General features: G+C 65.1%; 19 protein-coding genes. 11 read left to right on the top strand and 8 right to left on the bottom strand.

Annotation, left to right across the window (positions count from 1 at the left end; translation table 11 throughout):
• The first annotated feature begins 137 nt into the window (after nucleotides 1–137).
• From J4G43_RS37390 to J4G43_RS37360, 7 genes are all read left to right on the top strand, one after another.
• Complete coding sequence (locus J4G43_RS37390) at nucleotides 138–575, top strand: hypothetical protein (RefSeq protein ID WP_208089518.1); 438 nt, start codon at nucleotides 138–140, stop codon at nucleotides 573–575.
• The gene (locus J4G43_RS37385; RefSeq protein WP_208087983.1) at nucleotides 568–1,800 is read left to right on the top strand and encodes an HlyD family secretion protein; all 1,233 of its coding nucleotides are present in this window, start codon (nucleotides 568–570) and stop codon (nucleotides 1,798–1,800) included. Before J4G43_RS37390 ends, J4G43_RS37385 begins: the two co-directional genes overlap by 8 nt.
• Nucleotides 1,801–1,819: 19 nt before the next feature.
• A complete protein-coding gene (locus J4G43_RS37380) occupies nucleotides 1,820–2,233 on the top strand; it encodes a hypothetical protein (protein ID WP_208087982.1) in 414 nt (137 codons plus the stop codon).
• An 80-nt stretch (nucleotides 2,234–2,313) separates the two neighbouring features.
• The gene (locus tag J4G43_RS37375) at nucleotides 2,314–4,209 is read left to right on the top strand and encodes a sensor histidine kinase (protein WP_208087981.1); all 1,896 of its coding nucleotides are present in this window, start codon (nucleotides 2,314–2,316) and stop codon (nucleotides 4,207–4,209) included.
• 140 nt (nucleotides 4,210–4,349) lie between these two features.
• Entirely contained in the window at nucleotides 4,350–6,065 is a 1,716-nt protein-coding gene (locus J4G43_RS37370; RefSeq protein WP_208089517.1) for a DUF3300 domain-containing protein, read from the top strand.
• Nucleotides 6,062–6,982: a DUF2950 domain-containing protein gene (locus J4G43_RS37365; protein WP_208087980.1), complete on the top strand. Its 921-nt coding sequence runs from the start codon at nucleotides 6,062–6,064 to the stop codon at nucleotides 6,980–6,982. Before J4G43_RS37370 ends, J4G43_RS37365 begins: the two co-directional genes overlap by 4 nt.
• A complete protein-coding gene (locus J4G43_RS37360) occupies nucleotides 6,966–7,430 on the top strand; it encodes a lipid-binding SYLF domain-containing protein (RefSeq protein WP_208087979.1) in 465 nt (154 codons plus the stop codon). The genes J4G43_RS37365 and J4G43_RS37360 overlap by 17 nt, the downstream gene beginning before the upstream one ends.
• A 17-nt stretch (nucleotides 7,431–7,447) precedes the next feature.
• Here J4G43_RS37360 and J4G43_RS37355 read toward each other — a convergent pair whose 3' ends face one another.
• Nucleotides 7,448–7,753 (bottom strand): RidA family protein, encoded by a 306-nt coding sequence (locus tag J4G43_RS37355; protein ID WP_249814683.1) that lies wholly within the window; start codon nucleotides 7,751–7,753, stop codon nucleotides 7,448–7,450.
• On the opposite strand from J4G43_RS37355, the gene J4G43_RS37350 reads away from it, so the two are divergent.
• Together J4G43_RS37350 and J4G43_RS37345 are read left to right on the top strand one after the other, a co-directional pair.
• The gene (locus tag J4G43_RS37350) at nucleotides 7,742–7,918 is read left to right on the top strand and encodes a hypothetical protein (RefSeq protein WP_208089622.1); all 177 of its coding nucleotides are present in this window, start codon (nucleotides 7,742–7,744) and stop codon (nucleotides 7,916–7,918) included. The genes J4G43_RS37355 and J4G43_RS37350 overlap by 12 nt on opposite strands.
• 184 nt (nucleotides 7,919–8,102) lie before the next feature.
• The gene (locus J4G43_RS37345) at nucleotides 8,103–10,424 is read left to right on the top strand and encodes a molybdopterin guanine dinucleotide-containing S/N-oxide reductase (RefSeq protein WP_208087978.1); all 2,322 of its coding nucleotides are present in this window, start codon (nucleotides 8,103–8,105) and stop codon (nucleotides 10,422–10,424) included.
• Nucleotides 10,425–10,804: 380 nt separating this feature from the next.
• On the opposite strand, the gene J4G43_RS37340 is transcribed toward J4G43_RS37345, so the two are convergent.
• Complete coding sequence (locus tag J4G43_RS37340) at nucleotides 10,805–11,782, bottom strand: helix-turn-helix domain-containing protein (protein ID WP_208087977.1); 978 nt, start codon at nucleotides 11,780–11,782, stop codon at nucleotides 10,805–10,807.
• Between the two features lie 365 nt (nucleotides 11,783–12,147).
• Here J4G43_RS37340 and J4G43_RS37335 point away from each other — a divergent pair, with 365 nt between their 5' ends.
• Together J4G43_RS37335 and J4G43_RS37330 are read left to right on the top strand one after the other, a co-directional pair.
• Nucleotides 12,148–13,416, top strand: coding sequence for an IS256 family transposase (locus J4G43_RS37335; RefSeq protein ID WP_038952271.1), 1,269 nt, complete (start codon nucleotides 12,148–12,150; stop codon nucleotides 13,414–13,416).
• A 122-nt stretch (nucleotides 13,417–13,538) separates the two neighbouring features.
• Entirely contained in the window at nucleotides 13,539–16,418 is a 2,880-nt protein-coding gene (locus tag J4G43_RS37330; protein WP_208087976.1) for an ATP-binding protein, read from the top strand.
• A 6-nt stretch (nucleotides 16,419–16,424) separates the two neighbouring features.
• Here the strand turns inward: J4G43_RS37330 and J4G43_RS37325 are convergent, their stop codons facing one another.
• From J4G43_RS37325 to J4G43_RS37300, 6 genes are all read right to left on the bottom strand, one after another.
• A complete protein-coding gene (locus tag J4G43_RS37325; protein ID WP_208087975.1) occupies nucleotides 16,425–17,144 on the bottom strand; it encodes a hypothetical protein in 720 nt (239 codons plus the stop codon).
• Between the two features lie 105 nt (nucleotides 17,145–17,249).
• Entirely contained in the window at nucleotides 17,250–18,293 is a 1,044-nt protein-coding gene (locus tag J4G43_RS37320) for an alpha/beta fold hydrolase (protein WP_208087974.1), read from the bottom strand.
• Between the two features lie 38 nt (nucleotides 18,294–18,331).
• Nucleotides 18,332–19,288 carry an alpha/beta fold hydrolase gene (locus J4G43_RS37315; protein WP_208087973.1) on the bottom strand — a complete coding sequence of 319 codons (957 nt, stop codon included), beginning with the start codon at nucleotides 19,286–19,288 and terminating at the stop codon, nucleotides 18,332–18,334.
• 234 nt (nucleotides 19,289–19,522) lie between these two features.
• The gene (locus J4G43_RS37310) at nucleotides 19,523–20,221 is read right to left on the bottom strand and encodes a type 1 glutamine amidotransferase domain-containing protein (protein WP_208087972.1); all 699 of its coding nucleotides are present in this window, start codon (nucleotides 20,219–20,221) and stop codon (nucleotides 19,523–19,525) included.
• Between the two features lie 195 nt (nucleotides 20,222–20,416).
• A complete protein-coding gene (locus J4G43_RS37305; protein ID WP_208087971.1) occupies nucleotides 20,417–21,124 on the bottom strand; it encodes a hypothetical protein in 708 nt (235 codons plus the stop codon).
• A gap of 118 nt (nucleotides 21,125–21,242) precedes the next feature.
• The gene (locus tag J4G43_RS37300; RefSeq protein ID WP_208087970.1) at nucleotides 21,243–24,086 is read right to left on the bottom strand and encodes an ATP-binding protein; all 2,844 of its coding nucleotides are present in this window, start codon (nucleotides 24,084–24,086) and stop codon (nucleotides 21,243–21,245) included.
• Between the last annotated feature and the right edge of the window lie 182 nt (nucleotides 24,087–24,268).

Below are 24,268 nucleotides of genomic sequence, written 5' to 3'. Positions count from 1 at the left end.
CGAGGCTAGGTGGGGCCGTTCCAGGCCCGTTGATCCAAATCAAGCAATTGCGCCACCCGATACCGACACTGCTTTCGACGCATTCAAGTGGAAACGCGCCTGACGAGGAGAGAACGTTGAGCGATCAGCTTCATCCGATGGCCCCGCATCATCTACCGTTCTATCTCGCACCGGGAAGCGGGGCGGATCCGCTGATGGTCGTGATGGGAATTTTCCTGATCGGCACCGTGCTCTGGGTCGGTACTCTTTATTGGAAATTGCACAGCCTGCCCGAGCGAATGGCGCACAAGTCGCAGAAACTGCAATTCGAATTCGTAGCCGTGCTCGGCCTGATCTCGCTCTTCACGCACATGCACATCTTCTGGATCGCAGGCCTGCTGCTGGCCATGATCGACATTCCCGACTTCGGCGGTCCGCTGCGCAGCATCGCCGATTCCGTGGAGAAGATCGCGGATGCGACGCCCGAAGACAGCGACGCGGCCACGCAGGCCAGCCCGCGACCTACAGGTGGCGACACGCCGCCTCCAGCGGAAAAGCCGGGGCCCGCGAAGGAGAAGGAGCACAGCCATGTTTGAGCTGATGTTCTGCTCGCTGCTGACGATCCTGCCCGACTATCTCTACCGCCGCTACGTCCAGGGCAAGCGCTTTGGCAAGGAGATCACCTTCTTCTCCATCTGGTACGAGCTGCGCTGGGGCATTACCGGCTGCCTGATGCTGACGGTGTCGCTGATCACCATGATCTTCTATTTCCATCCGTCGACATCCAACGCAACGCTCTATTTCCGCACCGTGCCGATCCTGCCCGAAGGCTCGGGCCGCGTGGCCGAGGTCAAGTTCGGCTTCAGCGCGCCGGTGAAGAAGGGCGACGTGCTGTTCACGCTCGACGCCTCGAAGCAGCAGGCCGCGTTTGAGACCGCCAGGCGCAAGATTGCCGAAGTCGATGCCGCCATGCAGACGGCACAAGCTGACGTGGCCAAGGCCGAGGCGCAGATCGGCGAAGCGAAGGCGAATTACCAGCAGGCCAAGGACGAGCTCGACGTCAAGACCGAGCTGCAGCGCCGAAATCCCGGCATCGTGCCGCAGCGCGATATCGAAAAGCTCCAGGTGCTGGTCGACCAGCGCCAGTCCGGCATCGATGCCGCGACGGCCGCGCGGCAGTCGGCGGCCTTGCAGGTTTCGACCTCGCTTCCAGCGCAGAAGGCGAGTGCCGAGGCGACGCTTGATCAGGCCCAGGTTGATCTCGACAAGACACTCGTCCGCGCCGGCGTCGACGGGCGCGTCGAGCAGTTCCTTGTGCGCCCCGGCGACGTCGTTAACCAGTTGATGCGGCCGGCGGGAATCCTGATTCCGACGGAGGCCGGCCGATCGGTCCTTCAGGCCGGCTTCGGTCAGATCGAGGCCCAGGTGATGAAGACCGGCATGGTGGCGGAGGCAACCTGCATCTCGAAGCCGTGGGTCATCATCCCGATGGTGATCACGACGGTGCAGGACTACATCGCCACCGGCCAGTTCCGCTCCGGCGAGCAGTTGCTGGAAGCACAGAACGCCGTTCGGCCCGGCACGATCCTGGTGTTCCTGGAGCCGCTCTACAAAGGCGGCCTCGAGGGCGTGACGCCGGGCTCGAGCTGCATCGTCAACGCCTACACCAGCAATCATGAAGAGATTTCCGCCAAGGACACCCCGACCAGCCGGAAGATCGCGCTGCACGTCGTCGACGGCGTCGGCCTGGTCCATGCCCTGCTGCTGCGCATACAGGCGTTGCTGCTGCCGATCCAGACGCTGGTGCTGAGCGGGCACTGAGCGCGCGAGGGACGAGGACATGAGATCACGAAGAGCGATTGCACCGGGCGCGATGTTGCTTGCCTCGATGTTGGGGGCGTCCGGCCGTGCCGATGCGCTTGATCTCAACGGCGCATGGGTCACTGATGCCGACAACTGCCCCAAGGTGTTTGCACGCAACGGCTCGCAGCTTGGCTTCACCGAGATGTCGGACGCCTATGGCGGCGGCTTCATCATCAGCGGCGACCAGATCACCGGCAAGTTCGCGCGCTGCCGGATCAAGGCGAGGAAGGACAATGGTCCGTACGTTAACCTCATCGCTGCGTGTGCGACCGACATAATGCTGTCCAGCGTCCAGTTCAATTTGAAGGAGCTGGACTCCAACAGCCTGGTCCGCCTGTTCCCGGGCATGGAAGAACTGGAGATCCGCTACCACCGCTGCCTGGCGAAATAGCCGTCATAGGCTGTCGGTGCCGTGCAATTCCCGCTAGAGTTACCGCGGAGAGCGGCCGTTCGAAGCCGCCGGGGAGGTGGATGAGCGGGCACGTGACCGTTGCGTCAGCCAAATCGTGGCCAGTCACAGCCGCAGTGCTCTGTCTCGGCCTGCTGCTCGCCGCCTGCATCCTGTCCGGGCCCACCGGTGCCGTCGAGCGCAGCCCGCGCGGCGATCTCAAGCGCGTGCTGGTGCTGCATTCCTTCGGCCGCGAATTCCGCCCCTGGAGTGAATACGCGCGGAGCATCAAGGTCGAGCTCGAGCGGCAATCGCCCTGGCCGCTCGACGTCCAGGAGCACTCGTTGCTCAGCGCGCGCTTCAACACTGCGGGCCCCGAAGCGCCCTTCGTCGAATATCTCGGTTCGCTCTACCAGGGCAAGCCGCCCGACATCGTGCTGAGCATCGGTGCACCCGCGGCGCGGTTCGTGCAGAGATACCGTGCGAAGCTCTTTCCGGAAGCGCCAACGGTGCTGACCGTGGTCGAACAGCGGCTGGTGAACCGCCTGGATCTCACCGACAATGACGTGGTCGTGTCCGTCCGCAATGATTTCGTGGCGGCCTTCGAGAACATTCTCAAGCTCTTGCCCGATACCAAGACGGTTGCCATTGTGGTCGGTGCCTCGCCCCTCGAGAAATTCTGGATTGAGGAGGTGAAGCGGGAGTTGAAGCCGCTGGAAGGCCGGCTCGACCTCGTCTGGTACTCGGACCTGCCGTTTGAGGAGATCCTGAAGCGCGCATCGGCGCTTCCGCCTCATTCCGCGCTGTTCTGGGGGCTGATGTTGGTCGATGCCGCCGGCATTGTCCACGAGGGCGATATCGCGCTGCACAGGCTGCATGCTGTCGCGAACGCGCCGATCTTCTCGTATCAGGAACCTTTCTTCGGCGACGCCAGCGTCGGCGGGCCCATGCACTCCGTCGCCGAAACCAGTTCGAAGACCGTCAGTGCCGCGATCCGTATCCTCGGCGGCGAGAAGCCGGCCCGTATCAAATACGAGCCGATCGGATTCGGGCCGCCGAAATATGATTGGCGGGAATTGCAGCGCTGGGGGATCAGCGAGAGCAATCTGCCGCCGGGCAGCGAGATCCTGTTTCGTGAGCCGACCCTCTGGGATCGCTATAGCTGGCAGATGCTGCTGATCGCGGCCGTGATTTTGATACAGGCCGGCTTCATCGGCGGGCTTCTGAACGAGCGCCATCGCCGTCAATTGGCCGAGATCGAGTCGCGACAGCGCCTGACCGAACTCGCCCACGCCAATCGGTACTCGGCCGTCGGCGAGTTGACGACGTCGATTGCCCACGAGCTGAACCAGCCGCTCGGCTCCATTCTGACCAATGCCGAGACGGCGGAGCTCATGCTCAAAGCCACTTCACCCGACATCAACGAGATCCGCCAGATTCTAGCCGACATCAGGCGCGACGATCAGCGGGCGTCCGAGGTCATCCGCAGGCTTCGCAGCGTCCTGAAGAAGCGGCCGTTTGAAATCAAGGACACCGAACTGAACGACACGGTACGGGAAGCAATTGGCCTGGTGACAGCGCTCGCCGACGGGCGCCGGATCACGCTGGCTTACGCGCCGGCCGCTGCGGAGCTGCACGTCAAGGGCGACCCCGTGCAACTGCAGCAGGTCGTTCTCAACCTGATCATCAATGCGTTGGATGCGGTCTCCGACGCGGACATGAAGAAGCGCGAGGTCAGCGTATCGACCGGGCGCGCCGGGGGCCACGCCGAGATCCGGATCGCCGACACCGGTTCGGGCATTGCGGTCGGCGACCTCGCGAGCATCTTCAATCCATTCTTCACGACCAAGCCTCAGGGCATGGGTATGGGGCTTGCAATCGTCAAGACCATCGTCGAGGCCCATCACGGCACCATAGCCGCCGAGAACCAGCCGTCGGGCGGCGCGCTGTTCACGATTAGGCTCCCCATCATCCATTAGCGCGGACGCTTGCGATCCGGCAGCGCGGCATTGCTCTCGCGCCGCAACAAGGCGGCGAAGCCGTCCTTCGTTGATCTTGATCAATAAACGCCAGTAACGCGGCCCGATCTTGGTGGTCGGAAAGTTCGATGGAGGATGGCATGTTTCGCTGCGGCAAGACCCTGTTGGCGCTTGCGCTCGTGGTTGCGATCCCGGTCGTCGCGACTGCTCAGACCGCCGACAAGCCGGCGGCCCCGAGCACGCAGGCGCAGCCGGCAAGTCCGCCGGCACCGGCCGCCGAGGTTCTGAAGCCCGAGCAGCTCGAAGCCCTGGTCGCGCCGATCGCACTCTATCCCGATGAGCTGCTTGCCAATCTGCTGGCTGCCTCGACCTATCCGCTCGAGGTGGTGCAGGCCGACCGCTGGCTGAAGGACCACAAGAGCCTGAAGGGCGACGCGCTGAAGGCGGAGGTCGACAAGCAGGGCTGGGACGACAGCGTCAAGGCGCTCGCAAGCACGGCCGATGTTCTCTCCATGATGAGCGACAAGCTCGACTGGACCCAGAAGCTCGGCGATGCCTTTCTTGCGCAGCAGCCCGACGTGATGGATGCGATCCAGCGTCTGCGCAACAAGGCCTATGACAACAAGAAGCTGGTCACCACCAAGCAGCAGAAGGTCAGCGTCCAGAGCCAGGAAGGCAGGCAGGTCGTCGTCATCCAGCAGGCCGATCCGGAGACGATGTACGTCCCCTATTACGATCCGGCGACGGTCTATGGCACCTGGCCCTATGCGGACTATCAGCCGTATTATTTCGGCTATCCATCCTATATCGGTGCTGGCGTGGTCGCTGCTGGCCTCGCCTTCGGCACGGCCTGGGCGATCGGGCGCTGGGGCAATTACTGGGGCGGCGGCGCCAACTGGGGTAACCGCAACGTCTACGTCAACCGTCGCACCACCAACATCAACAACGGCTGGCAGCACAATCCGGCGCATCGCCAGGGGGTGCGCTACAACAACGTCAATGTTCAGCAGCACTTCGGGAACAACAATATCAGGGCTGGCGCGTCGGACCGGATGGACTTCCGCGGCCGCGATGGAAACCAGGTGCTGCGTCCGAACCAGGGTGCGGGAGATCGGGCGGGAGATCGCGCCGGCGACCGTGCCGGTGATCGTGGCGGTCCGGGAGATCGTGCTGGTGATCGCGGTGATCGTGCCGGCAATCGCGGCGACCGGCCCGGCGGCGGCGATCGCGCTGGCGCGGGAGATCGTGCCAAGGGTGGTGGAGATCGCGCCAAGAATGCAGGCAAGAATGCAGGTAAGGGCGGTGGTGATCGTGCAAAGGCTGCCAACCGTGCCGGCGGCGGCGCTGCCGCCAATCGAGGCGGTGGCGGCAATCGCGGCGGCGCGATGAACGTCTCCTCCGGTCAGGCGGCGGCCGCAGCATCGGCGCGCGGACGCTCCAGCATGGCGAGCATGCCGCGCGGTGGTGGCGGCGGGGGCTATGCCGGGCGCGGCGGCGGTGGCGGAATGGCCATGCATGGTGGTGGTGGTGGTGGCGGCTTCCGTGGTGGAGGCGGAGGAGGAGGCCGCGGCGGTGGCGGCGGTGGCCGGCGCTCCGACATCGCGCTGAAGCACGACATCACGCTGCTCGGCCATCTCTCTAACGGCCTCGGCTATTATCGCTTCAGCTACATCGGCAGCGACAAGGCCTATGTCGGCGTGATGGCGCAGGAGGTGGAGCAGGTGATGAAAGACGCCGTGACCCGCGGCAGCGATGGTTATCTGCGCGTGTATTATGAAAAGCTTGGCCTGACATTCCGCACCTACCGCGATTGGCTCGCCGACGGCGCGAAGATCCCTGCGGAGGTGACGCCATGATCGGCCTGAAATCGCTCCATCGCGCGATCCTGGCGGGCGTGGTGGCGCTCGCCATGCTTGGCTCGGCGGCACAGGCACAGCAATCCTACAAGACACCGGAGGATGCGGCCGCCGCGCTCGCGGCCGCAGTCAAAAGCGGGCCAGGCGACATTCTGAAGGTGCTCGGCAGGGCCGCCGAGGATATCGTCTCGTCCGGTGACGAGGTCGCCGACAACGACATCCGTCAGCGCTTCACGTCGATGTACGACGCCAAGCACGGCATCAAGGCGGAGGGCAACAAGACCGCGACCTTGATACTGGGGCCGGACGATTTCCCGTTCCCGATTCCGCTGGTCAACACCAAGACAGGCTGGGCGTTCGACACCGACGAGGGGCGGATAGAGGTGCTTCGCCGCCGCATCGGCCGCAACGAGCTCGACGCGATCCAGACCGCGCTCGCCTATGTCGATGCCCAGAATGAATACGCCGACAAGGATCGCGGCGAGGGCGCCGGTGTCTACGCGCAACGCTTCCTTTCCACGCCCGGCAAGAAGGACGGCCTGTTCTGGCGTGACGACAGTGATCCGAGCCCGCTCGGCGCGCTAGTCGCGGAGGCCTCGGCCGAAGGCTACAAGCAAGGCACAGGCGAGGGACCCGCGCCTTATCACGGCTACTACTTCCGAATACTGAAAGGCCAGGGTTCCGACGCGCCCGGTGGCGCGCTCAACTACGTCGTCAAGGGCAAGATGATCGGGGGCTTCGGACTGATCGCTTGGCCCGCCGAATACGGCAATTCCGGCGTGATGACGTTTCTCGTCAATCATGCCGGCACAGTCTACCAGAAGGATCTCGGCAACCGCACGGCGGTCATCGCCGAGCGCACCACGCTGTTCGATCCCGACCAGACCTGGAAGAAGGTCGATGCCGCGAAGCCATAAACCGGAACGCATGCGGCGCGCGATCGCAATCGGCTTTACGGCGCTCGTGGTGCTCCTGCTCGCAATGCCGGCCACGCCGTCGTTGGCGCAAGCGAGCGGCCATGTCCAGGTGAGGTTCGTCAAGGCCGGCCTGCTGGTCGGAGGCGGCACCGGCAGTGGCGTGCTGAACTACCGCGGTCGGAACTATCCCTTCAAGGTCTCCGGCTTGAGCGTCGGCATCACGGCCGGTGCGACCGTCGGCAGATTTGACGGCCGGGCATCGGGCATCCGCGATGTCGGCGACTTCGTCGGCACCTACAGCTCCGTTGGCGGCGGCTTTGCCCTCGTCGGCGGCGTCAACGGCGCCCACCTGCGCAACGAAAAGGGCGTGACGATCGTGCTGCAAGGCCCGAAGGCCGGACTTGAGCTCGCCTCCAACATCAGCGCGATCACGATCGCCTGGAAGTGAGCGCCTCGAGCCTGGGGTTACCGGGCCGCGATGGCCGTCATCTCGAGTTTGACGCCTGGACCGAGATCGGCCACGCCGATCGCAGCGCGCGCCGGCAGGTGAGCTTCCGCAAAGTGCGCCTTCCAGGCAGCATTGAACTCCGCCTTCTCCTTCAGGTTGGTCATGAAGATGGTCACCTGCAAGACGTTGGCGAGATCGGAGCCGAGCGTCTTCAGCAGCCGCGCCAGCTGCCCGAGGACGTCGTTGGCCTGGCCCGACATATCGAGGCTGGTGTCCTCGGGGACGATCCCGCCGATGTAGAGCACGCCATTATGCTCGACCACTTCGTGGAGGAGTCCTTCGTAGGGCAAGACGCGCTGGATCATGATGAGACCGATGCTGCTGTGGGGATGGGCGGCATATCGCACATTTCCATGTCGATGTCGTTTGAAGAGATTTCGCGACCGGGCGTCCCGGAGGTCATCCAACAAGATATTGAAAATAAATAATAAATTGACTGAAGAATCACCGCTCGTCGCGCGGTCGGACGGTCACCAAGCTGCACTTGCGCGCGGGAGCCCGGCGTTTCCGACGGCCCTGATCCCGACGACATCGGGATACGGATCGGTATACTGCCACCGGAATTGACGTGGCAGCGGCTGGGCCCGCGCCGCGCGGAACAAGGATCAGACGATGGACGATACGATTGGCTTTCCCGACCCCGGCCTCGACCTGTCTGACGGCTTCAAGCCGCACACCTCGCATTGGGGCGTGTTTTCCGCGCGTCAAAGCGAAGCCGGGCTCGAGGTCAGGGCCTATGCGGGCGACCCCGATCCGAACGGCATCATCGGCAATTTCCCCGGCGCGCTGCGTCATCAGGCGCGCATCGCCCAGCCGGCGATCCGCCGCGGCTGGCTCGAGCGCGGACCTGGCCCGGACGATCGCCGCGGCCGCGACGAGTTCGTCTCCGTCAGTTGGGAGAAGGCGCTCGATTTGCTCGGCGACGAGCTCGGCCGCATCCGCGACACGCGCGGCCCCGGCGCCGTGTTCGGCGGCTCCTACGGCTGGTCGAGCGCGGGCCGCTTCCATCACGCCCAGAGCCAGGTGCATCGCTTCCTCAACATCGCGATGGGCGGCTATGTGCGCTCGGTGAACACTTACTCTTCGGGCGCATCCTCGGTGCTGCTGCCGCAGATCCTTGCGGGCTACGAGGACATCACCAAGCGCAACGTCACCTGGGAGCAGATTGCCGAGAACACCGACATCGTGCTGGCGTTCGGCGGCATGGCGCTGAAGAACTCCATGGTGGCCGGCGGCTCGATCAGCAAGCATGTCGAGCGCGGCGCCATGGAAGCCGCGCGCCGGCGCGGCTGCGCGTTCATCCTGGTCAGCCCGCTGCGCGACGATCTTCCCGTCGAGGCCGGCGCCGAATGGATGACGTGCCTGCCCGGCACCGACACCGCCCTGATGCTCGGCATCGTCCACACACTTGTGAGCGAAGGCCTGCATGACCAGGCCTTCCTCGATCGCTACACCGAAGGCTGGCCCGTGTTCCTGCGCTATCTCAATGGCGAGAGCGACGGGCAGGCCAAGCATGCCGAATGGGCCGCCGCGATTTGCGGTGTCGATGCGGACGCGATCCGCGAGCTCGCGCGTCGCGCCGCCGGAAAGCGTGCGCTGATAACCGTTTCGCATTCGCTCCAGCGCGCCGAGCATGGCGAGCAGCCGGTGTGGATGGGCATGGTGCTCGCAGCAGCACTCGGCCAGATCGGCCTGCCCGGCGGCGGCTATGCTTATTCGCTCGGCGCGATCGGCTATTACGGCCGCCGCGTCAACGACGTGCCGGGACCGACGCTAGGGCAGGGCCGCAACGGCGTGCGCGAATTCATTCCGGTCGCGCGCATCGCCGACATGCTGCTCAATCCCGGCGCGACCTATCGCTACAATGGCGAGACGCGTACCTATCCGGACATCCGCCTCGTCTACTGGGCCGGCGGCAATCCCTTCCATCACCATCAGGACATCAACCGCTTGCGCAAGGCTTTTGCGCAGCTTGATACGTTCGTCGTGCACGAGCTCGCCTGGACCGCGACGGCGCGGCACGCGGACATCGTGCTGCCCTCGACGATGACGCTGGAGCGCGAGGACATCGGTTATTCGACCAACGATCCCCTGATGGTCGCGATGCACCAGATCGCCGAGCCCTTCGGCCTTGCGCGTGACGATTACGACATCTTTGCCGATCTCGCCGAGCGCCTGGGTGCGCGCGAACCTTTCACCGAAGGGCGCACGTCGCGGCAGTGGCTCGAACATCTGTACGAGCCGACTCGCGCCTCGCTTCAAGCGCGTGGCCTCGAGGCGCCTGATTTCGACGAATTCTGGCGGCGCGGCAGCCTGGTCGTGCCGCAACAGCCCGACGACGGCGGCCGGCTTCGCAGCTTTCGCGAGGATCCGGCCAATCATCCGCTGCCGACGCCGAGCGGGCGCATCGAGATCTATTCAGCGAAGATCGCTGCGCACGGCGATGCCGATTGCCCCGGCCATCCGGTCTGGCTCGACAAGACCGACATGCCGAAACCCGGCGCGCCGTGCTTCCTCGTCGCCAACCAGCCGGTGACGCGCCTGCACAGCCAGCTCGACTTCGGCGGCCATTCGCTGGGCGCGAAGCATCGCGGCCGCGAGGTGGCGCGCATGAATCCGCGCGATGCCGATGCACGCGGAATCAAGGACGGCGACATCATCCGCCTGTTCAACGAGCGCGGCGCCTGTCTCGCCGCCGTCCATGTCACCGACGGCATCGCGGCCGGCGTCGTGCAGCTTCCGACCGGCGCGTGGTACGACCCGATGGACCCCGAGGACGACGCGCCGCTCTGCGTTCACGGCAATCCCAACGTGCTCACCCGCGACATCGGCACCTCGTCCTTCGCGCAGGGCTGCACCGGCCAGCTCACGACGGTCGAGGTGGAGAAGTTCACCGGCAATCTGCCGCCGATCCGCGCGTTCGATCCGGTGTAGGCGCGTCGCCGGGATTGCTGCGGCCGTAGTGCGAAGGCGCCGGACTACGCTGCGCTCCATCCGGTCTACGCGAAATGCGCTCGCAACGACGACGTGGAGGTACTGCGCTCTCGCGCCCGTGCCGTAGCGCGTCCAGGACACGAGAGGCAGAAAGAAAACGGGGCCGTCCTGTGTGGGCGCAGGGACGGCCCCAAGTGGCTCGCAGACCCGGGAGGAAAAGGGCTCGAGCCGGCGCGAGTGGCAGGGCACTCACGCCAAAGAAATCGCAAACCAGTCGAAGTGCAGATGGCGTGATCCCAAGTGGCTTGATCCTGAGTCGCTTGATTCCAAGTCCCTCGATTCCAGTTCCCTCGATCCCAATTCGCCTGCCGCCGCACGAACTACGCGGCTGCGCCGACCATCCAGTCCATGTCCGCGGCAGGGCGCCGCCGCGAAAGCGCCTCCGTAGCAGGCAGCACGGCCCTGCTGGACAGACGCCAGCGTGCCGGTGACTCGCCGCTGATGCGCTTGAACACGGTCGAGAAATGCGCCTGGGTGCTGAAGCCGACGGCAAGCGCGATCTCCGCCAGCGGCCGCTCGGTTGTCGTGAGCAAGGTCTTCGCATGCTCGACGCGATGATTGAGCAGATATTCGCGTGGACGGTAGCCGGTCGCGGCGCGGAACTGTGCCGCGAAATGCATCCTCGAGAGGCCTGCGACATTGGCGAGCTCGGACAGGCTGATGCAGCGATCAAAGTGATCGGCGATATATTGCTCGACGCGGCGTAGCCGCCATTTCGGCAAGGCATTGACTTTTGAGCGTGGCAGCTCGAGCCGAGTCAGATGCATCGCAAGGGTCTCTCCGATGCAGCGCGCGAACTGCTGGTCCGCGGTATCGCCATGCTCGGTCAGTGCCTTCGCGAGCTCGGCTGCGAGCGGGTCGCGCAGCAGGACGAGGTCGTTGAGGCCCTCGGTCGCCGGTCGCGCCGCCGAAAAATGATCGGTGGAGATGTGGAAGTGCAGGAAAGCGCTGGGCGACTGGAATTGCACGCCGAGAAGCTTCGATGGCGCACTGACGTACAGCGTGCCCGCGGGCATGGTGCCGTCGAAGATGATCTGACGGTCCCGCGTCAGCTTTACCCGAGCGGTCTTCAGGGCGATGGCGACGAAATAGCGGTCCGCCGGCGTCGTCGCTTCGTGCGACGAGGTGGTCCGAGAATCCTCCCATCGCGAAATCGTGATGTCCGCGTCCAGGCCGCGGTCGATCTTGCGCCATCCGCTTTCCTGCGCGATTGCTCGCATCCCGTGCGAAGCCTCGCGATCACACCGGCTGGTGGGAAATTCGATCCAGGCATGCGCTGCTTGCAAGTCATTGAACATCGCTCGTCCTCTCCTGGCCTCGTCGCCGCTTGCAGCGATCGGCCAACTCTCAGTGCTTTCCACGATCAGAGGATAGGCGTGAGCCAGGCAAGAAGCCCGTTAGTGATGATTAGGAGGTGTTAGATTTTGTGCGAGCGCCTGTAGTGTGACAGCCCGCCGCAGGACGTTTGATTTTGTCCAGCTTTTCAATTATTTGCGCAGATCGGTGCGGTGTGAGGACATTGCAGAACATCGTGCTGCGATCGATGTGCCGGTATGAGGCCGGCGCGAGCTATGGCGGAATCTGGGTGATGACGGTGTGAGGAAGGCGGCGTATCGAGGCGGGTGACGAGCCTGCCAGAACCTCTCGAGGAGAGCGATACGCCATGACCGAGACTACCAATGTTCTTGCTTTCCGTCAGCCGTCCGCGGTTGATGATCCACTGACCGATATCGTTCGTGCCGGCGCGCGGGACCTGCTTGCCAGGGCGATCGAGATCGAGGTTGGCGCGTTTCTGGCCAGCACGGCCAATCTGACGCTGCCCGACGGTCGAGCGCGCCTGGTCCGACATGGGCACGGTCCGGTGCGCGAGATTGCGACCGGCATCGGTCCGGTGGAGGTCGCTCGTCCCAAGGTCCGCGACCGCGGAGCGAGCGGGCCAGGCGACCGCCTCCGCTTCAGTTCGGCAATCCTGCCGCTATGGGCGCGGCGGACGAAGAGCCTGGATGCCTTGATCCCGGTCCTCTATTTGCGCGGCATCTCGACCGGCGACTTCCAGGAGGCGCTCTCGGCGCTGCTCGGCAAGGATGCGCCGAACCTGTCGCCTTCGGTGATCGCCGGCCTGAAGGCCGATTGGCAGGTCGAGTACGAACGCTGGCAGAGACGCGATCTGTCGGCGCGTCGCTATGTCTACATCTGGGCCGATGGCGTGTACCTGCAGGCCCGCATGGAAGATCACAGCGAATGCATGCTGGTGCTGATTGGCACCACGCCGGAAGGCAAGAAGGAGCTGATCGGCTTCCAGGTCGGCGTGCGCGAGAGCGCGCAGAGCTGGCGCGAACTCCTGATCGACCTGCGGCAACGCGGGTTACGGATTGCCCCGCAACTCGCCATCGGCGACGGCGCCCTCGGCTTCTGGAAGGCACTGGACGAGGCCTTTCCCGGCACGCGGCACCAACGATGCTGGTGCCATAAAGTGAGCAACGTACTCGACAAGGTCGCCAAATCCGTGCAGGGCCCCATGAAGAACGACCTGCGGAACATCTATCTGGCCCCACACCGGGCCGAAGCTGAAACCGCGATCGACGTCTTCGTCGAGAAATACCACGTCAAATACGGACGTGCGGTGGAGTGCCTGATCAAGGATCGCCATGCGCTGCTCGCCTTCTTCGACTTCCCTGCTGAGCACTGGATCCACCTACGCAGCTCGAACCCGATCGAGAGCGTCTTCGCCACGGTGCGCCACCGAACGGTGCGGACCAAGGGATCGCTGTCGCAACAAACTGCGAAGCTGATGGTGTTCAAGCTCATCGACGCCGCATCGAAGACCTGGCGGCGATTGAAGAGCACGAACCAGTTGCCGAAAGTCATCGCCGGTGTAAAGTTCATCGACGGAATCGAAGTCATTCCGAACACTGAAAGCCACGCCGCCTGATCAGGCCGCGTCACCCAAAATCAGCCATAGCTCGGCCGGCGCGGTGCCTCGCTGGACCGCGCATCGACGGCGGGTATAGTCGCCGCGCATTTGAATGAAATGGCCGTCAAGATGAGTCAGAAGTGACCGAACCCCCGGCAGGACATGGCTCGCCCGGCAATGGCGCCGGGGCGAGCCTTGATTTCGACGCAGTCTCGTTCGGACCGTTTTCGCTGCGGTCGCGGTTGCTCGAGAGGGACGGGGCGCCGGTCAAGCTCGGCAGCCGCGCAATGGACATTCTGCGCCTGCTCCTCAGTCGTGCCGGCGAAGTGGTGCCGAAGAACGAGATTCTGAGCTACGCGTGGTCCGGCCTCGCGGTCGAGGAGATCAGCCTGCGCGTCCATGTCGCGGAGCTGCGCAAGGTGCTTGGCGACGGCAAGGACGGGGCCCGCTATATCACCAACGTCCCGAGCCGCGGCTATTGCTTCGTCGCGCCTGTGCAACGTGGCGAGCGCAACGTGGCGCCCGTGCCCGTATTGCGTGCGCCCGAACGAGCGGCGGCGCCGGCGGCCTTGCCACATCGGCTGGACCGGATGATCGGTCGGGACGACGTGCTGCCCGAGTTGTCGGCGCGTCTGCTGAGCGACCGCTTCGTCACGCTGCGAGGACCGGGCGGCATCGGCAAGACCACGGTTGCGACCGCGCTCGCGCATGACATGTGGCAGGCATTCGAGGGCCACGTTCATTTCCTCGAATTCGGCCCGCTGAAGGACGCCACGCTGGTCGCGAGCACGGTTGCCGCCGCTCTGGGCCTCGTCGTGCATCACGATGATCCCTCAGGCAGCATCATCAATTTCCTGCGCGGACGGCGGCTGCTTCTCATCCTCGACAGTTGCGAGCACGTCATCGACGAGATCGCTCGTCTGGCCGAAAACATCTATCGCGAGGCGCCGGGCATCGCCATTCTCGCCACCAGCCGCGAGTCGCTGCAGGTGGAAGGCGAGCAGATCTTCGAGCTCGTTCCGCTGGCCGGCCCGCCGCAAGGGGCGCGCCTCAGCGCCGGTGAAGTGCTGGATTATCCGGCCGCGCAGCTGTTCATCGATCGTGCCGCGGCCGCAGGCCATCGCGGCGATATCACGGACGAGGATGCCGAGGTCCTGGCCGAGATCTGCGGCAAGCTCGACGGCATCGCGCTCGCGATCGAGCTCGCCGCCGTGCGCGTCGGCGTCTACGGATTGCGGGAGATGGCCGCGCTGCTCGACTCCAGGCTCAAGCTCGAATGGCGCGGACGGCGAACGGCGCCGCCACGGCAGCAGACGCTCGGCGCGACGCTCGACTGGAGTTTTGGCCTGATCGGCGAGAGCGAACGCACAGTGCTTCAGCGACTCGCCATCTTCGCCGGCCCCTTCACGCTCAAGGGGGCGATCGCAGTCGCCGCGGATGAGGGTGCCGCGGCCGATCGCGTCGTCGATGCGCTGGAGCAGCTCGTGGCCAAGTCGCTGGTGTCGGCGCAGCCCGATGGCGCATCGCGGCGCTACCGCCTGCTGGATGCCACGCGCGCCTATGCCATGCAGAAGCTGGTCGACGCAGGCGAAGCGGCGGCGATCGCGCGCCGTCACACGGCCTATGTTCAGCGCACGCTCGAAGCCGGCATGGCGGAGCAGGGCGGCGACCCGGCTTCGCGCCTGCAGGCGCGGGCGAGCCTGCTCGCAGATGCCCGTGCGGCGTTGGAATGGAGTTTTGCCAACCACGACGGTGCCGCCTTGCGCGTGCCGCTCGCCGGCAGCGCCGCAAGGCTGTTCGTCGAGCTCAACCTGCTGAACGAGGCGCGCATCTGGTCGGGCCGCGCGCTCGCGATGCTCGACGATGCCAACCAGGGCGGCAAATGGGAGCTCGAGCTGCAGTCGACGCTCGGCCACGCCTTCATGTTCACGGAGCGCAACAGCGAGCAGGCCGAGGCCGCACTCCGGCGCGGGCTGGAGATCGCCGAAGCGCTCGACGATCACGCCAATGCGTTCAGGCTGCTGTCGCGGCTGAACATGTTCTATCGCCGCACCGGCGGCTACAGGCACCTCGTGCCGACCGCACGCCAGGCCGAGCGCATCGCCCGCCAGATCGGCGACACCGCGGGGATCGCAGGCAGCAAGGCGCTTCTCGGCGTGTCCTATCATCTCGCCGGCGACCAGGCCGAGGCGCAGGCCCATCTCGACGAAGGCGTGCGTGACGACGCCGCGCTGCGCGGGACGGAGCCCGGGCATTTCGCCTATTCGCGCACGCCGCAGATTCCGCTCGCGCGGGTGCTGTGGTTGCGCGGCTTCCCCGACCGCGCACTCGATTGCGTCCGCCCGCTCGTCGGCGCCGCCGCGCCGCGCGACGTGGTGATGCATTGCATTGCGCTGTGCTGGTCATCCACGGTGTTCGGCTGGGTCGGCGACTGGGCCGCCGTCGAGACGATGACGGGGCGCCTCGCGACCCATGCGAATTTGCACGGACTCGCGCCGTACGAAGCCGTCGCGACCGGCTTTCGCGCGCAGACCATGATCGCCCGCGGTGAGCTGGCCGGAGGTGTCGATCTGCTGCGGAGCGCGCTGCCGCGTCTGCATGCGGATCGCTACGAGCTCTACGCATCCGCGTTCGCCGCAGACCTGTCGCAAGGACTGGCGGCGCTGGGACGGTTGACGGAAGGGCTGCAGGTCCTGCATGAGACGATCGCCCGTGTCGAGCAGGGCGGCGGAGGTTTTGACATGCCCGAGCTCCTGCGCCGGCGCGGCGACCTCGAGGCGCGGACCGGTGATCTCGGTGCCGCCGAAGCGAACTTTGCCGCATCGCTCGCGCTGGCGGAGCAGCAGGGGGCGCTGTCCTGGCGATTGCGGACGGAGATGTCACTCGCGGCGCTTCGGCTTCGGCAGGGCGTCAAGAATCCGCTCGACGATCTCGCCGCGACCTATGCGCGGTTCTCGGAAGGATTCGAGACGGCGGATTTGAAGGCCGCACGGCTCGTGCTGGACGAGGCATCAGCCTGACAAGGCTCAGTCGAACCGGAAATCCGCGAGATCGATCGACACCATCAGCTCTTCACGCAGCGGCATCAGATCGTCGCCGCGCAGATAGATGCGCCGGCGGCTCGGGAGCTTGAAGCCGTCGACGGTGACGGGATCCGATACGTACTGAGCTGCCGGAAAATTGCCCGCGATCTCGACCCGGTAATCATGCCGGCGGATGAGCATGTCGGGGCCAAAATAGAAATCCTGCTCGGCGCTGTGGCTTGCGATCACGGCCGGGAAGGTCGCCCGCAATCCGCGCCAGACCTCCGCGCCCTCGCGCCAGGGCGCGATCTCCCGGACCTCGAACCCGTCCGCCGCCAGCAGGAACGGCGCAGTCATGTAGGTCCAGAGCGCATAGCCGTTGAAATAGGCGCGATGCAGCGGATCCCAATGCGTGCGCATATCGTGCCGCGCGAACGAGCCCCGCGGATTGTTGCGCTCCGCGACGATGCGGCCGTCCGCGGCCACGATGGCAATCCGCTCCGGGCTGAAGTCGGTGCGCTGGCCGGGCTTGCCGAACGGCTCCACGGAAGCGCGCTCACGATGCAGCTCGATCCGCATCGTGCGCGGCGCCTGGTCCTGATCGACGCCCTTCAATATCCAGAGGTCGCCGCCCGTCACGATCGTGGCGGTGAGTCGCTCGTGGGCATTCCATCGATCGAGCCCGCCATGGGCCTCGATCGCATTCGCCAGCAGCGGAATCATCCGGCCGTTTCCTCTCGCATCGGTGGTGTCGCCCCAATAGAGATACCCCCGTGCGCAGACGATCGCCCGTTAAGCGTTGTTAAGTGCCGTTGGCAGGTCCGGCGCCTAGGCTTCGGCCATGACGTCCAGCACCGCGTCGGCAAAGGCCTTCGGCGCCTCTTGCGGCAGATTGTGGCCGATACCGCCCTTGATGGTCCGGTGCGAATAGCGCCCGGAGAATTTCTTCGCGTAAGCGGACGGTTCCGGATGTGGCGCCCCGTTGGCGTCACCCTCCATGGTGATGGTGGGCACGGCGATAACGGGCGCTTGCGCCAATCTCGCCTCGTCGTCGGCGTATTTCGCTTCGCCTTCGGCGAGGCCCAGCCGCCAGCGATAATTGTGGATCACGATCGCCACATGGTCCGGATTGTCGAACGCCTTCGCGCTGCGATCGAAGGTGGAATCGTCGAAATGCCATTGGGGCGAAGCGAGCTGCCAGATCAACTTCGAGAAATCGTGGCGGTACTTGTCGTAACCCTCGCGGCCGCGCTCGGTCGCGAAATAGAACTGGTACCACCATTGCAGCTCGGCCTTCGGCGGCAGCGGCATCTTGCCGGCCTGCTGGCTGCCGATCAGGTAGCCGCTCACCGACACCATCGCCTTGACCCGCTCCGGCCGGAGCGCAGCGATGATGTTGGCGGTGCGCGCCCTCCAGTCGAAGCCGGCAATCGTCGCCTTGTCGATTCTGAGGGCGTCCATCAGGGCGACGATGTCGGCCGCGATCGCCGCCGGCTGCCCGTTCCGCATCGTCGAGTCGGAGAGGAAACGAGTGCTGCCGTAGCCGCGCAGGTAAGGCACGATCACGCGACGACCGGCCGCGGCGAGCAGCGGTGCGACATCGACGAAGGCGTAGATGTCATAGGGCCAGCCGTGCAGCAGGATCACGGGCGGGCCATCGGCGGGACCCGCCTCGGCATAGCCGACATTGAGGAGGCCGGCGTCGATCTGCTTCAGGGACGCGAACGCGGTGTTCGCGCCGGGCTTGACGACGGTGGCGGACTTCGCCGGCTTCGCCGCGGCCGTCGTGCTCAGCGCAAGCTGGGTCGCGGCGAGTGTCATCGCAGCCCTGCCGACGAAACGACGTCGTTCGTGGCTGATGTTATCGGTCATGTATGCCTCCTGTGGTCGGTGCATTGTGCAAGTCGCCGTCAGCCCTTGTGCCCGTCCAGACGCGCAAGGAAGTCGCGGACCAGCGTGGCGATCTCGTCGGTCGCCTCGTCGAGCGCGAAATGGCCGGCTTCGAGGATGTGGACCTCCGCATCCGGCACATCGTCGCGATAGGCCGAAGCGCCGGCGACGGCGAAGGACGGATCGTACTTGCCCCAGACCACCAGCGTCGGCGGCCGCGTCTTGCGCAGCCACTCCTGCCACTTCGGATAGGAGGCGACGTTGGTCCGGTAATCCAGGAACAGCGTAGTCTGGATTTCGGCCTCGCCGGGACGCGTCAGGAACGCGTATTCGTCGGTCCATGTGTCAGGGTCGTAGCGCTCGGGGTGCGGGCTGGAGCCGAGGTGCCGCTGGCGCGTCGCGGCCAAGGATGTGAAGTTAGCCTCGAGCGCCTCGAGCTCATGCGCCGGATCAGCCCAGTATCTGCGACGCGCTTCCCAGAGCGGGCTCAAACCTTGCTCATGCGAAACGGCGTTCTGGATCATGATGGCGCGGACGCGCTCGGGATGCGCCAGCGCCATGCGGAAACCGACCGGGCCGCCATAGTCCTGCATGAACAGCACGTAGTTGGTCAGGCCGAGCTTGTTCGTCAGCTCGCCCATCACGCCGGCGATGTTGTCAAAAGTGTAGGTGAAATCGGACGGCGGCGGCGCGCTGCTGTTGCCGAAGCCGGGATAATTAGGCGCGATCAGGTGATATTTGTCGGCGAGCAGCGGCAGCAGAGGCTCCCACATCCGCGACGAGGAGGGAAAGCCGTGCAGCAGCAGTACGGTCGGCGCGTCGGCGGGCCCGGCCTCGCGGTAGAAGATATTGAGACCCCCGATATCGATGGTGTGATAGCTGATCGAGCGTCGGCTCGACCGCAGATCCTGTGCCGAGGCCTGCACGGTGGTGCAGGCGAGGGCGGCTGCGAGGGCGAGGGTGGCTGGAATGTTCATGTCATCGCTCCGATGTGGGCGCGTCGAGACGTGCCGGCGCGTCATGCGCCGGCAACCGCTCTGACGGGATTGAGCGGCACGCTGCCACCGTGATCGCTGTTGTGCGCAGCAGCTTCCGCTCGCCGGATCACATTCGTAAGCTCCGGCGTAAAGCTTTCGTCATCGTCCTCGATGTGTCCGGTCAGTTGCCGGGTCGGTGCTCATTGATGAGCACCGCTCCGATGCGAGCCTGACTTACGCGGCCGACTTCGCCTTCTTGGCGAGGGCGGCGAGCGGCGTCTGCGCGGCCGGGCCGGAGGAGTGCGGATTCTGTCCCGTGATGAGCTGGCCCGCGCTGACGACGTGTACGCCCCAGTTCGCCGTTTTCGAGAAGACCGCGCCGAGCTTCAACATCTCGTCCTCCACGAGGAACGGCACGACATTGGTCAGGCCCACGTCCTCTTCCTCGCCGTTGGTGAAGCCGGTCACTTCCTTGCCATCGACCAAAGGCTTGCCATCGGGCGTCTTGACGTGGCGCAGCGCACCGGTCGAGTGACACACCACCGCGATGGTCTTGCCGGCGGCGAGGAAGGATTCGATCAGCTTGACCGAGTCCTTGTCTTCGGCGAGGTCCCACATCGGGCCGTGACCGCCGGGATAGAACAGCGTGTCGAACTCTTCCTGCTTGACGCTGTCGAGGCGCACCGTCTTGTCGAGCTGGGCTTCAGCGGCAGCGTCCGCCTCGAAGCGCAGCGTCAGGTCTGTGCGGAACTCGGGCTCGTTGCTCTTGGGATCGAGTGGCGGCCGGCCGCCCTTGGGCGAAGCCAGCGTGATCTCCGCGCCGGAATCCTCGAAAACGTAGTAGGGGGCGGCGAGCTCCTCGAGCCAGAAGCCAGTCTTGCGTCCGGTGTTGCCGAGCTGGTCGTGGGAGGTGATAACCATAAGAATCTTCATGACGATCTCCTTGAGTGCGTTCGCTGCTGACGCATTCCCTCGTGGTGGAGGTGCGCCGGCCTCGGTCTCGTTCGAGCACGACACTTGTTCGTTGCTCGTGAGCCCAATGTTGCACCCAAGGCCGCGTGTTAGCTCGTTATGTATTGTTAGGCGTTGAGAGCAGTGAACGGTTCCCGCTCTCGCGCGTCGCCACCGCTACTCGAACACGGCGTCGAAGATCTCGACGTCCATCAGCACGGGCTTGGCGATCACGCTTCCATCAGGCCGCAGCGTCTGCACACGCCGCAATGTCGGCACGACGATGCCGCCGAAGCTGTCATGGGCCCAGGAATAATGCGCGACCTTGTTTCCGAACAGATCGTGATCCGTCCGCCGTTGCAGGGCGTTCTCGTCGAAGTAGAAGATCTGCTCGGGCGCGAGCGTGAACAGGTTCGGCGGGAACTGCGCGCGCAGCCGCCGCCACGTGTCAGCGTTTTCGCGCCACGGCGGAAGCTCCTCCGTGACGACGTCGGGATGGGCGAGCAGAAATGGGTTGGTCAGATAATTCCAGATCGCAACGCCGCAGAAGAAGACGAGGTGCAGTTCGTCCGCGAGCGCAGGAGAGCCGGTCTCGGGAAATGCAGGGCTCGGGTTATCCCAGGTGCGCAGGACCTCACCCTCGAGGCTCTCGATCGTGATCGCGTCGGGCTGAAAGCAGCCGGAGTGTTCACCCCCGGTGATGCCGGTGAAGCGGACCGACTGGGCGCGGGTCGAGCCCTCCGCCGTCACGTCCTTGAATTCGCTGGCATGTCCGGCGCTGGAGAACAACGAGCCGCCGACGGAAAGGTGGAGCGTAAAGCGATTCAAGCTATTCCAGCGGGCCATACCGCCGCTGGCATCAATTACATCGTCAAGAAGCGCCATATCCCGCCATATCCACCGTGAAGTGCCACCACCATGGCGGGGCGGATGCGGCTTGGCGTGTTAGAAGTTGTTAGGACTTGCGAGCAGGTGCTTGGGCGGTATCCCGTTGAAGATACTGTCAATTCAGCGCGCTCAACAGCTCCCTGGCGGCCACGAGATCGCGGGTCTGGAGGCCTTCCTGGTACCGCGCGACGAGCGGGGCGAGCAGGGCGCGTGCTTCGCCCGCCTGTCCGGCCTGGCGCCAGACCCGGCCGAGGCTGATCGCCCCCCGCAGCTCCCAGCCGAGCGCACACTGCCGGCGCGACAAATCGAGCGATTTCCGGAAGCAGCGCTCGGCCTCCGCGGTGTTTCCCGACCGGACGAGGATGTCGCCCTTGACCCGGAGCATCTCCGGCATGTCGAAGGATTCGCCATGATCTGGAATCTGCGCAATGGCATCATTGATCGTGCGCAGGGCCTCGTCCGGCTGGTTCTCCGCCACGAGGCCCTCCGCCAGCGCCGTCGCAAACACCATCGTCATGATCCGGTGCCGCGTCGCGTACAGCGTGGCCTGGCTGCGGCGAAGATGCTCGATCCCGCCGGCGATGTCGCCGCGGCGAAGCATGAGCTCGCCCTTCTGGCCGATGCCGACGGCGTGATAGGGACCGAGGAAGTGCCGCGCCGAATGGTCGATCAGCCGCTCGATCAGGATTTCGGCATTGGCCCAGTCGCCGACCCAGAGGAACACGTAGATCGTCCAGATCAGGGAGATGCCGAGGGTGAGCGGTTGTTCCAGCAGTTCGGCCTCGCGAACAGTGTATCTCGCCGCCTCAATCGCGCGATCGGGCCGGCCGGTGAGCCAGAGCCCGCGCGCCAGAGCGACCAGCGCGACGATGCGGTCGTCATAACCGAGATGCCCAATGTTCAGCCGCTGCGAGCCGGGATTGTGCACCATCGCGCTCTCGCAGAACTGCACGGCCTTGTCCTGATTGCCGATCAGATGGTGCGCGACGCCCAGCATCCATTCCACGTTCAGCGCGGCGGCCGGATCATTCAGCTTGCGCGCAACGCTCTCGCCCTGCTCGCCGGTGCCGAGCGCGCCGTGAAAATCCCCGACCCTGGTCAGGTAGATGTGCAATCCGCGCAGCAGCCAGAGCTGCCAGTGCAGATCCTCGAGATCCCGCGCAAGCTGAAGACTGCGTGTGAACGCCGACCGGACCGCCTCGGTATTGCCCTGCGTGAACATCACGGAGACGCCGAGCGCGGCCTGCAACGTCATCTCCTGGCGGCGGTCGATCGAATTCGTATCGAGAGAGACCAGCGCCTGCTTCGTCCAGCGATAGCACTCCGTCAGCAATGTCAGTTCGAGGAAAAACTGGGCCGCCGAAGCCGCCAGATCCACGCCGATCGTTCGGTTGGCGCTATCCGAAAAGCTCCAGGTCAGCGCGGCCCTGACATTGGGCAAATGGTCGGCATAGGGAAGGAAGCCGCCCGCGGTCTGCATGCCCGTGGATTTGAGCGCGATGTCGCGCAGGAAGTCGCGGAAATATTCGGCGTGAGCGCGCGCGACACGGGGCGCTTCGCCGTTCTCGACGAGCTTCGCGCCGACGAAGGCGCGGGTGGTGTCGAGCAGACGATAGCGCAGCCGCCGCTCCGCGGGTGAGGTTGCGATCAGCGATTTGGAGAGCAGGTTCGAGATCGCGTCGACCGCCTCGGGCTCGCTGATGCCCTGGCTGAACGCAACGGCGAGCGCGGCCTCCATCGTGAATGGCCCGACGAACACCGACAAACCGCGCAGCGTCGCGCTTTCGGCTGCCGGCAACAGATCATAGCTCCAGGCGAGCGCGGCGCTCAGGGTCTGGTGCCGCGGGATCGCGGTGCGGCGTCCCCGCCACAGCAGCGAGAAGCGGCTGTCGAGCAGCGAGGCGGTCCCGGCAATGCCATAGGCGTTCACGCGTCCGGCGGCGAGCTCGATCGCGAGCGCGATGCCGTCCAGTCGCCGACAGATCTCGGCGACAAGCGGTGCATCTTCCTCGCTCAGTTCGAATTCGCCCAGGCTCTCGGCAATGCGTTCTACGAAGAGCTGGCTTGCGGGATAGGCAAGGATGTCGGCGATGCCGAGCCCGTCGCGCTGGGGCGGGCAGTCCAGCGGAAACAACCGGTGGACGCGTTCGCCTTCGGTGCGAAAGGATTCGCGGCTGGTGGCGAGAATGTGCAGCTCGGGCGCCTCCTGGACGATGTGCTCGGCCAGGGGCGCGAGCTCGTCGATGATGTGCTCACAGCTGTCGAAGATCAGCAGCATCCGGCGGTTGCGCAGCACCGTCAGCAGGCCCGGCATCGGGTCCTCGGAATTGACGGTCAGGCCGAGCGTGGCGGCGATGGTGCTTGGAACGAGCCTGGCATCCGTCAGCGCGCCGAAATCAACGAAGTTGACCTGACCGTCGAAGGCCTCGAGCTCGCGATGCGCGACGGCGAGCGCGACGGAAGTCTTGCCAATCCCGCCGGGGCCGACAATTGTCACGAAGCGATGCTGCGCAAGCTCGGTGGAAATCCGCTCGACCGCGTCGTCTCGTCCGATCATCCTGGCAAGCGGCGGCGGGAGTATGTGAGGCGACGGGACGGCCGGGCCTGTCCGCGTCTCCGACGATTCGGACCGGACCAGCGGGCTCGCGAAGCAATAGCCACGGCCGGGCACGTTGACGACATAGCGGGAGCCTTCGCCGGCATCCCCCAAGGCCTTGCGTAGCGTCGTGATGTGGAAGCGCAGGCTGCCTTCATCGACCGTCACGTCGGCCCAGACGCGCTTGATCAACTCACGCTTGTCGATGACCTCGCCGGCGCGCTCGACGAGAAAAATGAGGATGTCGAGTGCGCGGCCGCCGAGGTGAAGCGGAGCGCCGTCCTTCTCGAGCAGGCGCGACCTTGCGTACAGCCGGAATGGCCCGAAGGAAATCGCCGCATCCTGGTCGTTAGTGTCCACCACGCGCCAATGAATCCAGTGAAGGGGCTGTTGTCCGCATCCTGATCTAGCAGAACGAGGTTATGAGTAAACTGGTCGAAAGTGGCGAAATCGCGCGGCAAGTCATTCGGCCGCACCGGGATGATGCGTGACAAATTTCGCTTAAACGCGAGCGGCTTGGGAAGCGATCGGGACGACCCGTCAGC

The sequence above is a fragment of the Bradyrhizobium barranii subsp. barranii genome, from assembly GCF_017565645.3.
Lineage (GTDB): Bacteria > Pseudomonadota > Alphaproteobacteria > Rhizobiales > Xanthobacteraceae > Bradyrhizobium > Bradyrhizobium barranii.
Note: the sequence above shows the minus strand (reverse complement) of the source record. Positions and strands in the feature narration are given on the sequence as shown.

What these genes read in the sequence shown, in the direction of transcription:
- J4G43_RS37390 (WP_208089518.1), top strand. Translation starts at nt 138, where the DNA reads ATGGCCCCGCATCATCTACCGTTCTATCTCGCACCGGGAAGCGGGGCG.
- J4G43_RS37385 (WP_208087983.1), top strand. Translation starts at nt 568, where the DNA reads ATGTTTGAGCTGATGTTCTGCTCGCTGCTGACGATCCTGCCCGACTAT.
- J4G43_RS37380 (WP_208087982.1), top strand. Translation starts at nt 1,820, where the DNA reads ATGAGATCACGAAGAGCGATTGCACCGGGCGCGATGTTGCTTGCCTCG.
- J4G43_RS37375 (WP_208087981.1), top strand. Translation starts at nt 2,314, where the DNA reads ATGAGCGGGCACGTGACCGTTGCGTCAGCCAAATCGTGGCCAGTCACA.
- J4G43_RS37370 (WP_208089517.1), top strand. Translation starts at nt 4,350, where the DNA reads ATGTTTCGCTGCGGCAAGACCCTGTTGGCGCTTGCGCTCGTGGTTGCG.
- J4G43_RS37365 (WP_208087980.1), top strand. Translation starts at nt 6,062, where the DNA reads ATGATCGGCCTGAAATCGCTCCATCGCGCGATCCTGGCGGGCGTGGTG.
- J4G43_RS37360 (WP_208087979.1), top strand. Translation starts at nt 6,966, where the DNA reads ATGCCGCGAAGCCATAAACCGGAACGCATGCGGCGCGCGATCGCAATC.
- J4G43_RS37350 (WP_208089622.1), top strand. Translation starts at nt 7,742, where the DNA reads ATGCTCGACCACTTCGTGGAGGAGTCCTTCGTAGGGCAAGACGCGCTG.
- J4G43_RS37345 (WP_208087978.1), top strand. Translation starts at nt 8,103, where the DNA reads ATGGACGATACGATTGGCTTTCCCGACCCCGGCCTCGACCTGTCTGAC.
- J4G43_RS37340 (WP_208087977.1), bottom strand. Translation starts at nt 11,782, where the DNA reads ATGTTCAATGACTTGCAAGCAGCGCATGCCTGGATCGAATTTCCCACC.
- J4G43_RS37335 (WP_038952271.1), top strand. Translation starts at nt 12,148, where the DNA reads ATGACCGAGACTACCAATGTTCTTGCTTTCCGTCAGCCGTCCGCGGTT.
- J4G43_RS37325 (WP_208087975.1), bottom strand. Translation starts at nt 17,144, where the DNA reads ATGATTCCGCTGCTGGCGAATGCGATCGAGGCCCATGGCGGGCTCGAT.
- J4G43_RS37320 (WP_208087974.1), bottom strand. Translation starts at nt 18,293, where the DNA reads ATGACCGATAACATCAGCCACGAACGACGTCGTTTCGTCGGCAGGGCT.
- J4G43_RS37315 (WP_208087973.1), bottom strand. Translation starts at nt 19,288, where the DNA reads ATGAACATTCCAGCCACCCTCGCCCTCGCAGCCGCCCTCGCCTGCACC.
- J4G43_RS37310 (WP_208087972.1), bottom strand. Translation starts at nt 20,221, where the DNA reads ATGAAGATTCTTATGGTTATCACCTCCCACGACCAGCTCGGCAACACC.
- J4G43_RS37305 (WP_208087971.1), bottom strand. Translation starts at nt 21,124, where the DNA reads ATGGCGCTTCTTGACGATGTAATTGATGCCAGCGGCGGTATGGCCCGC.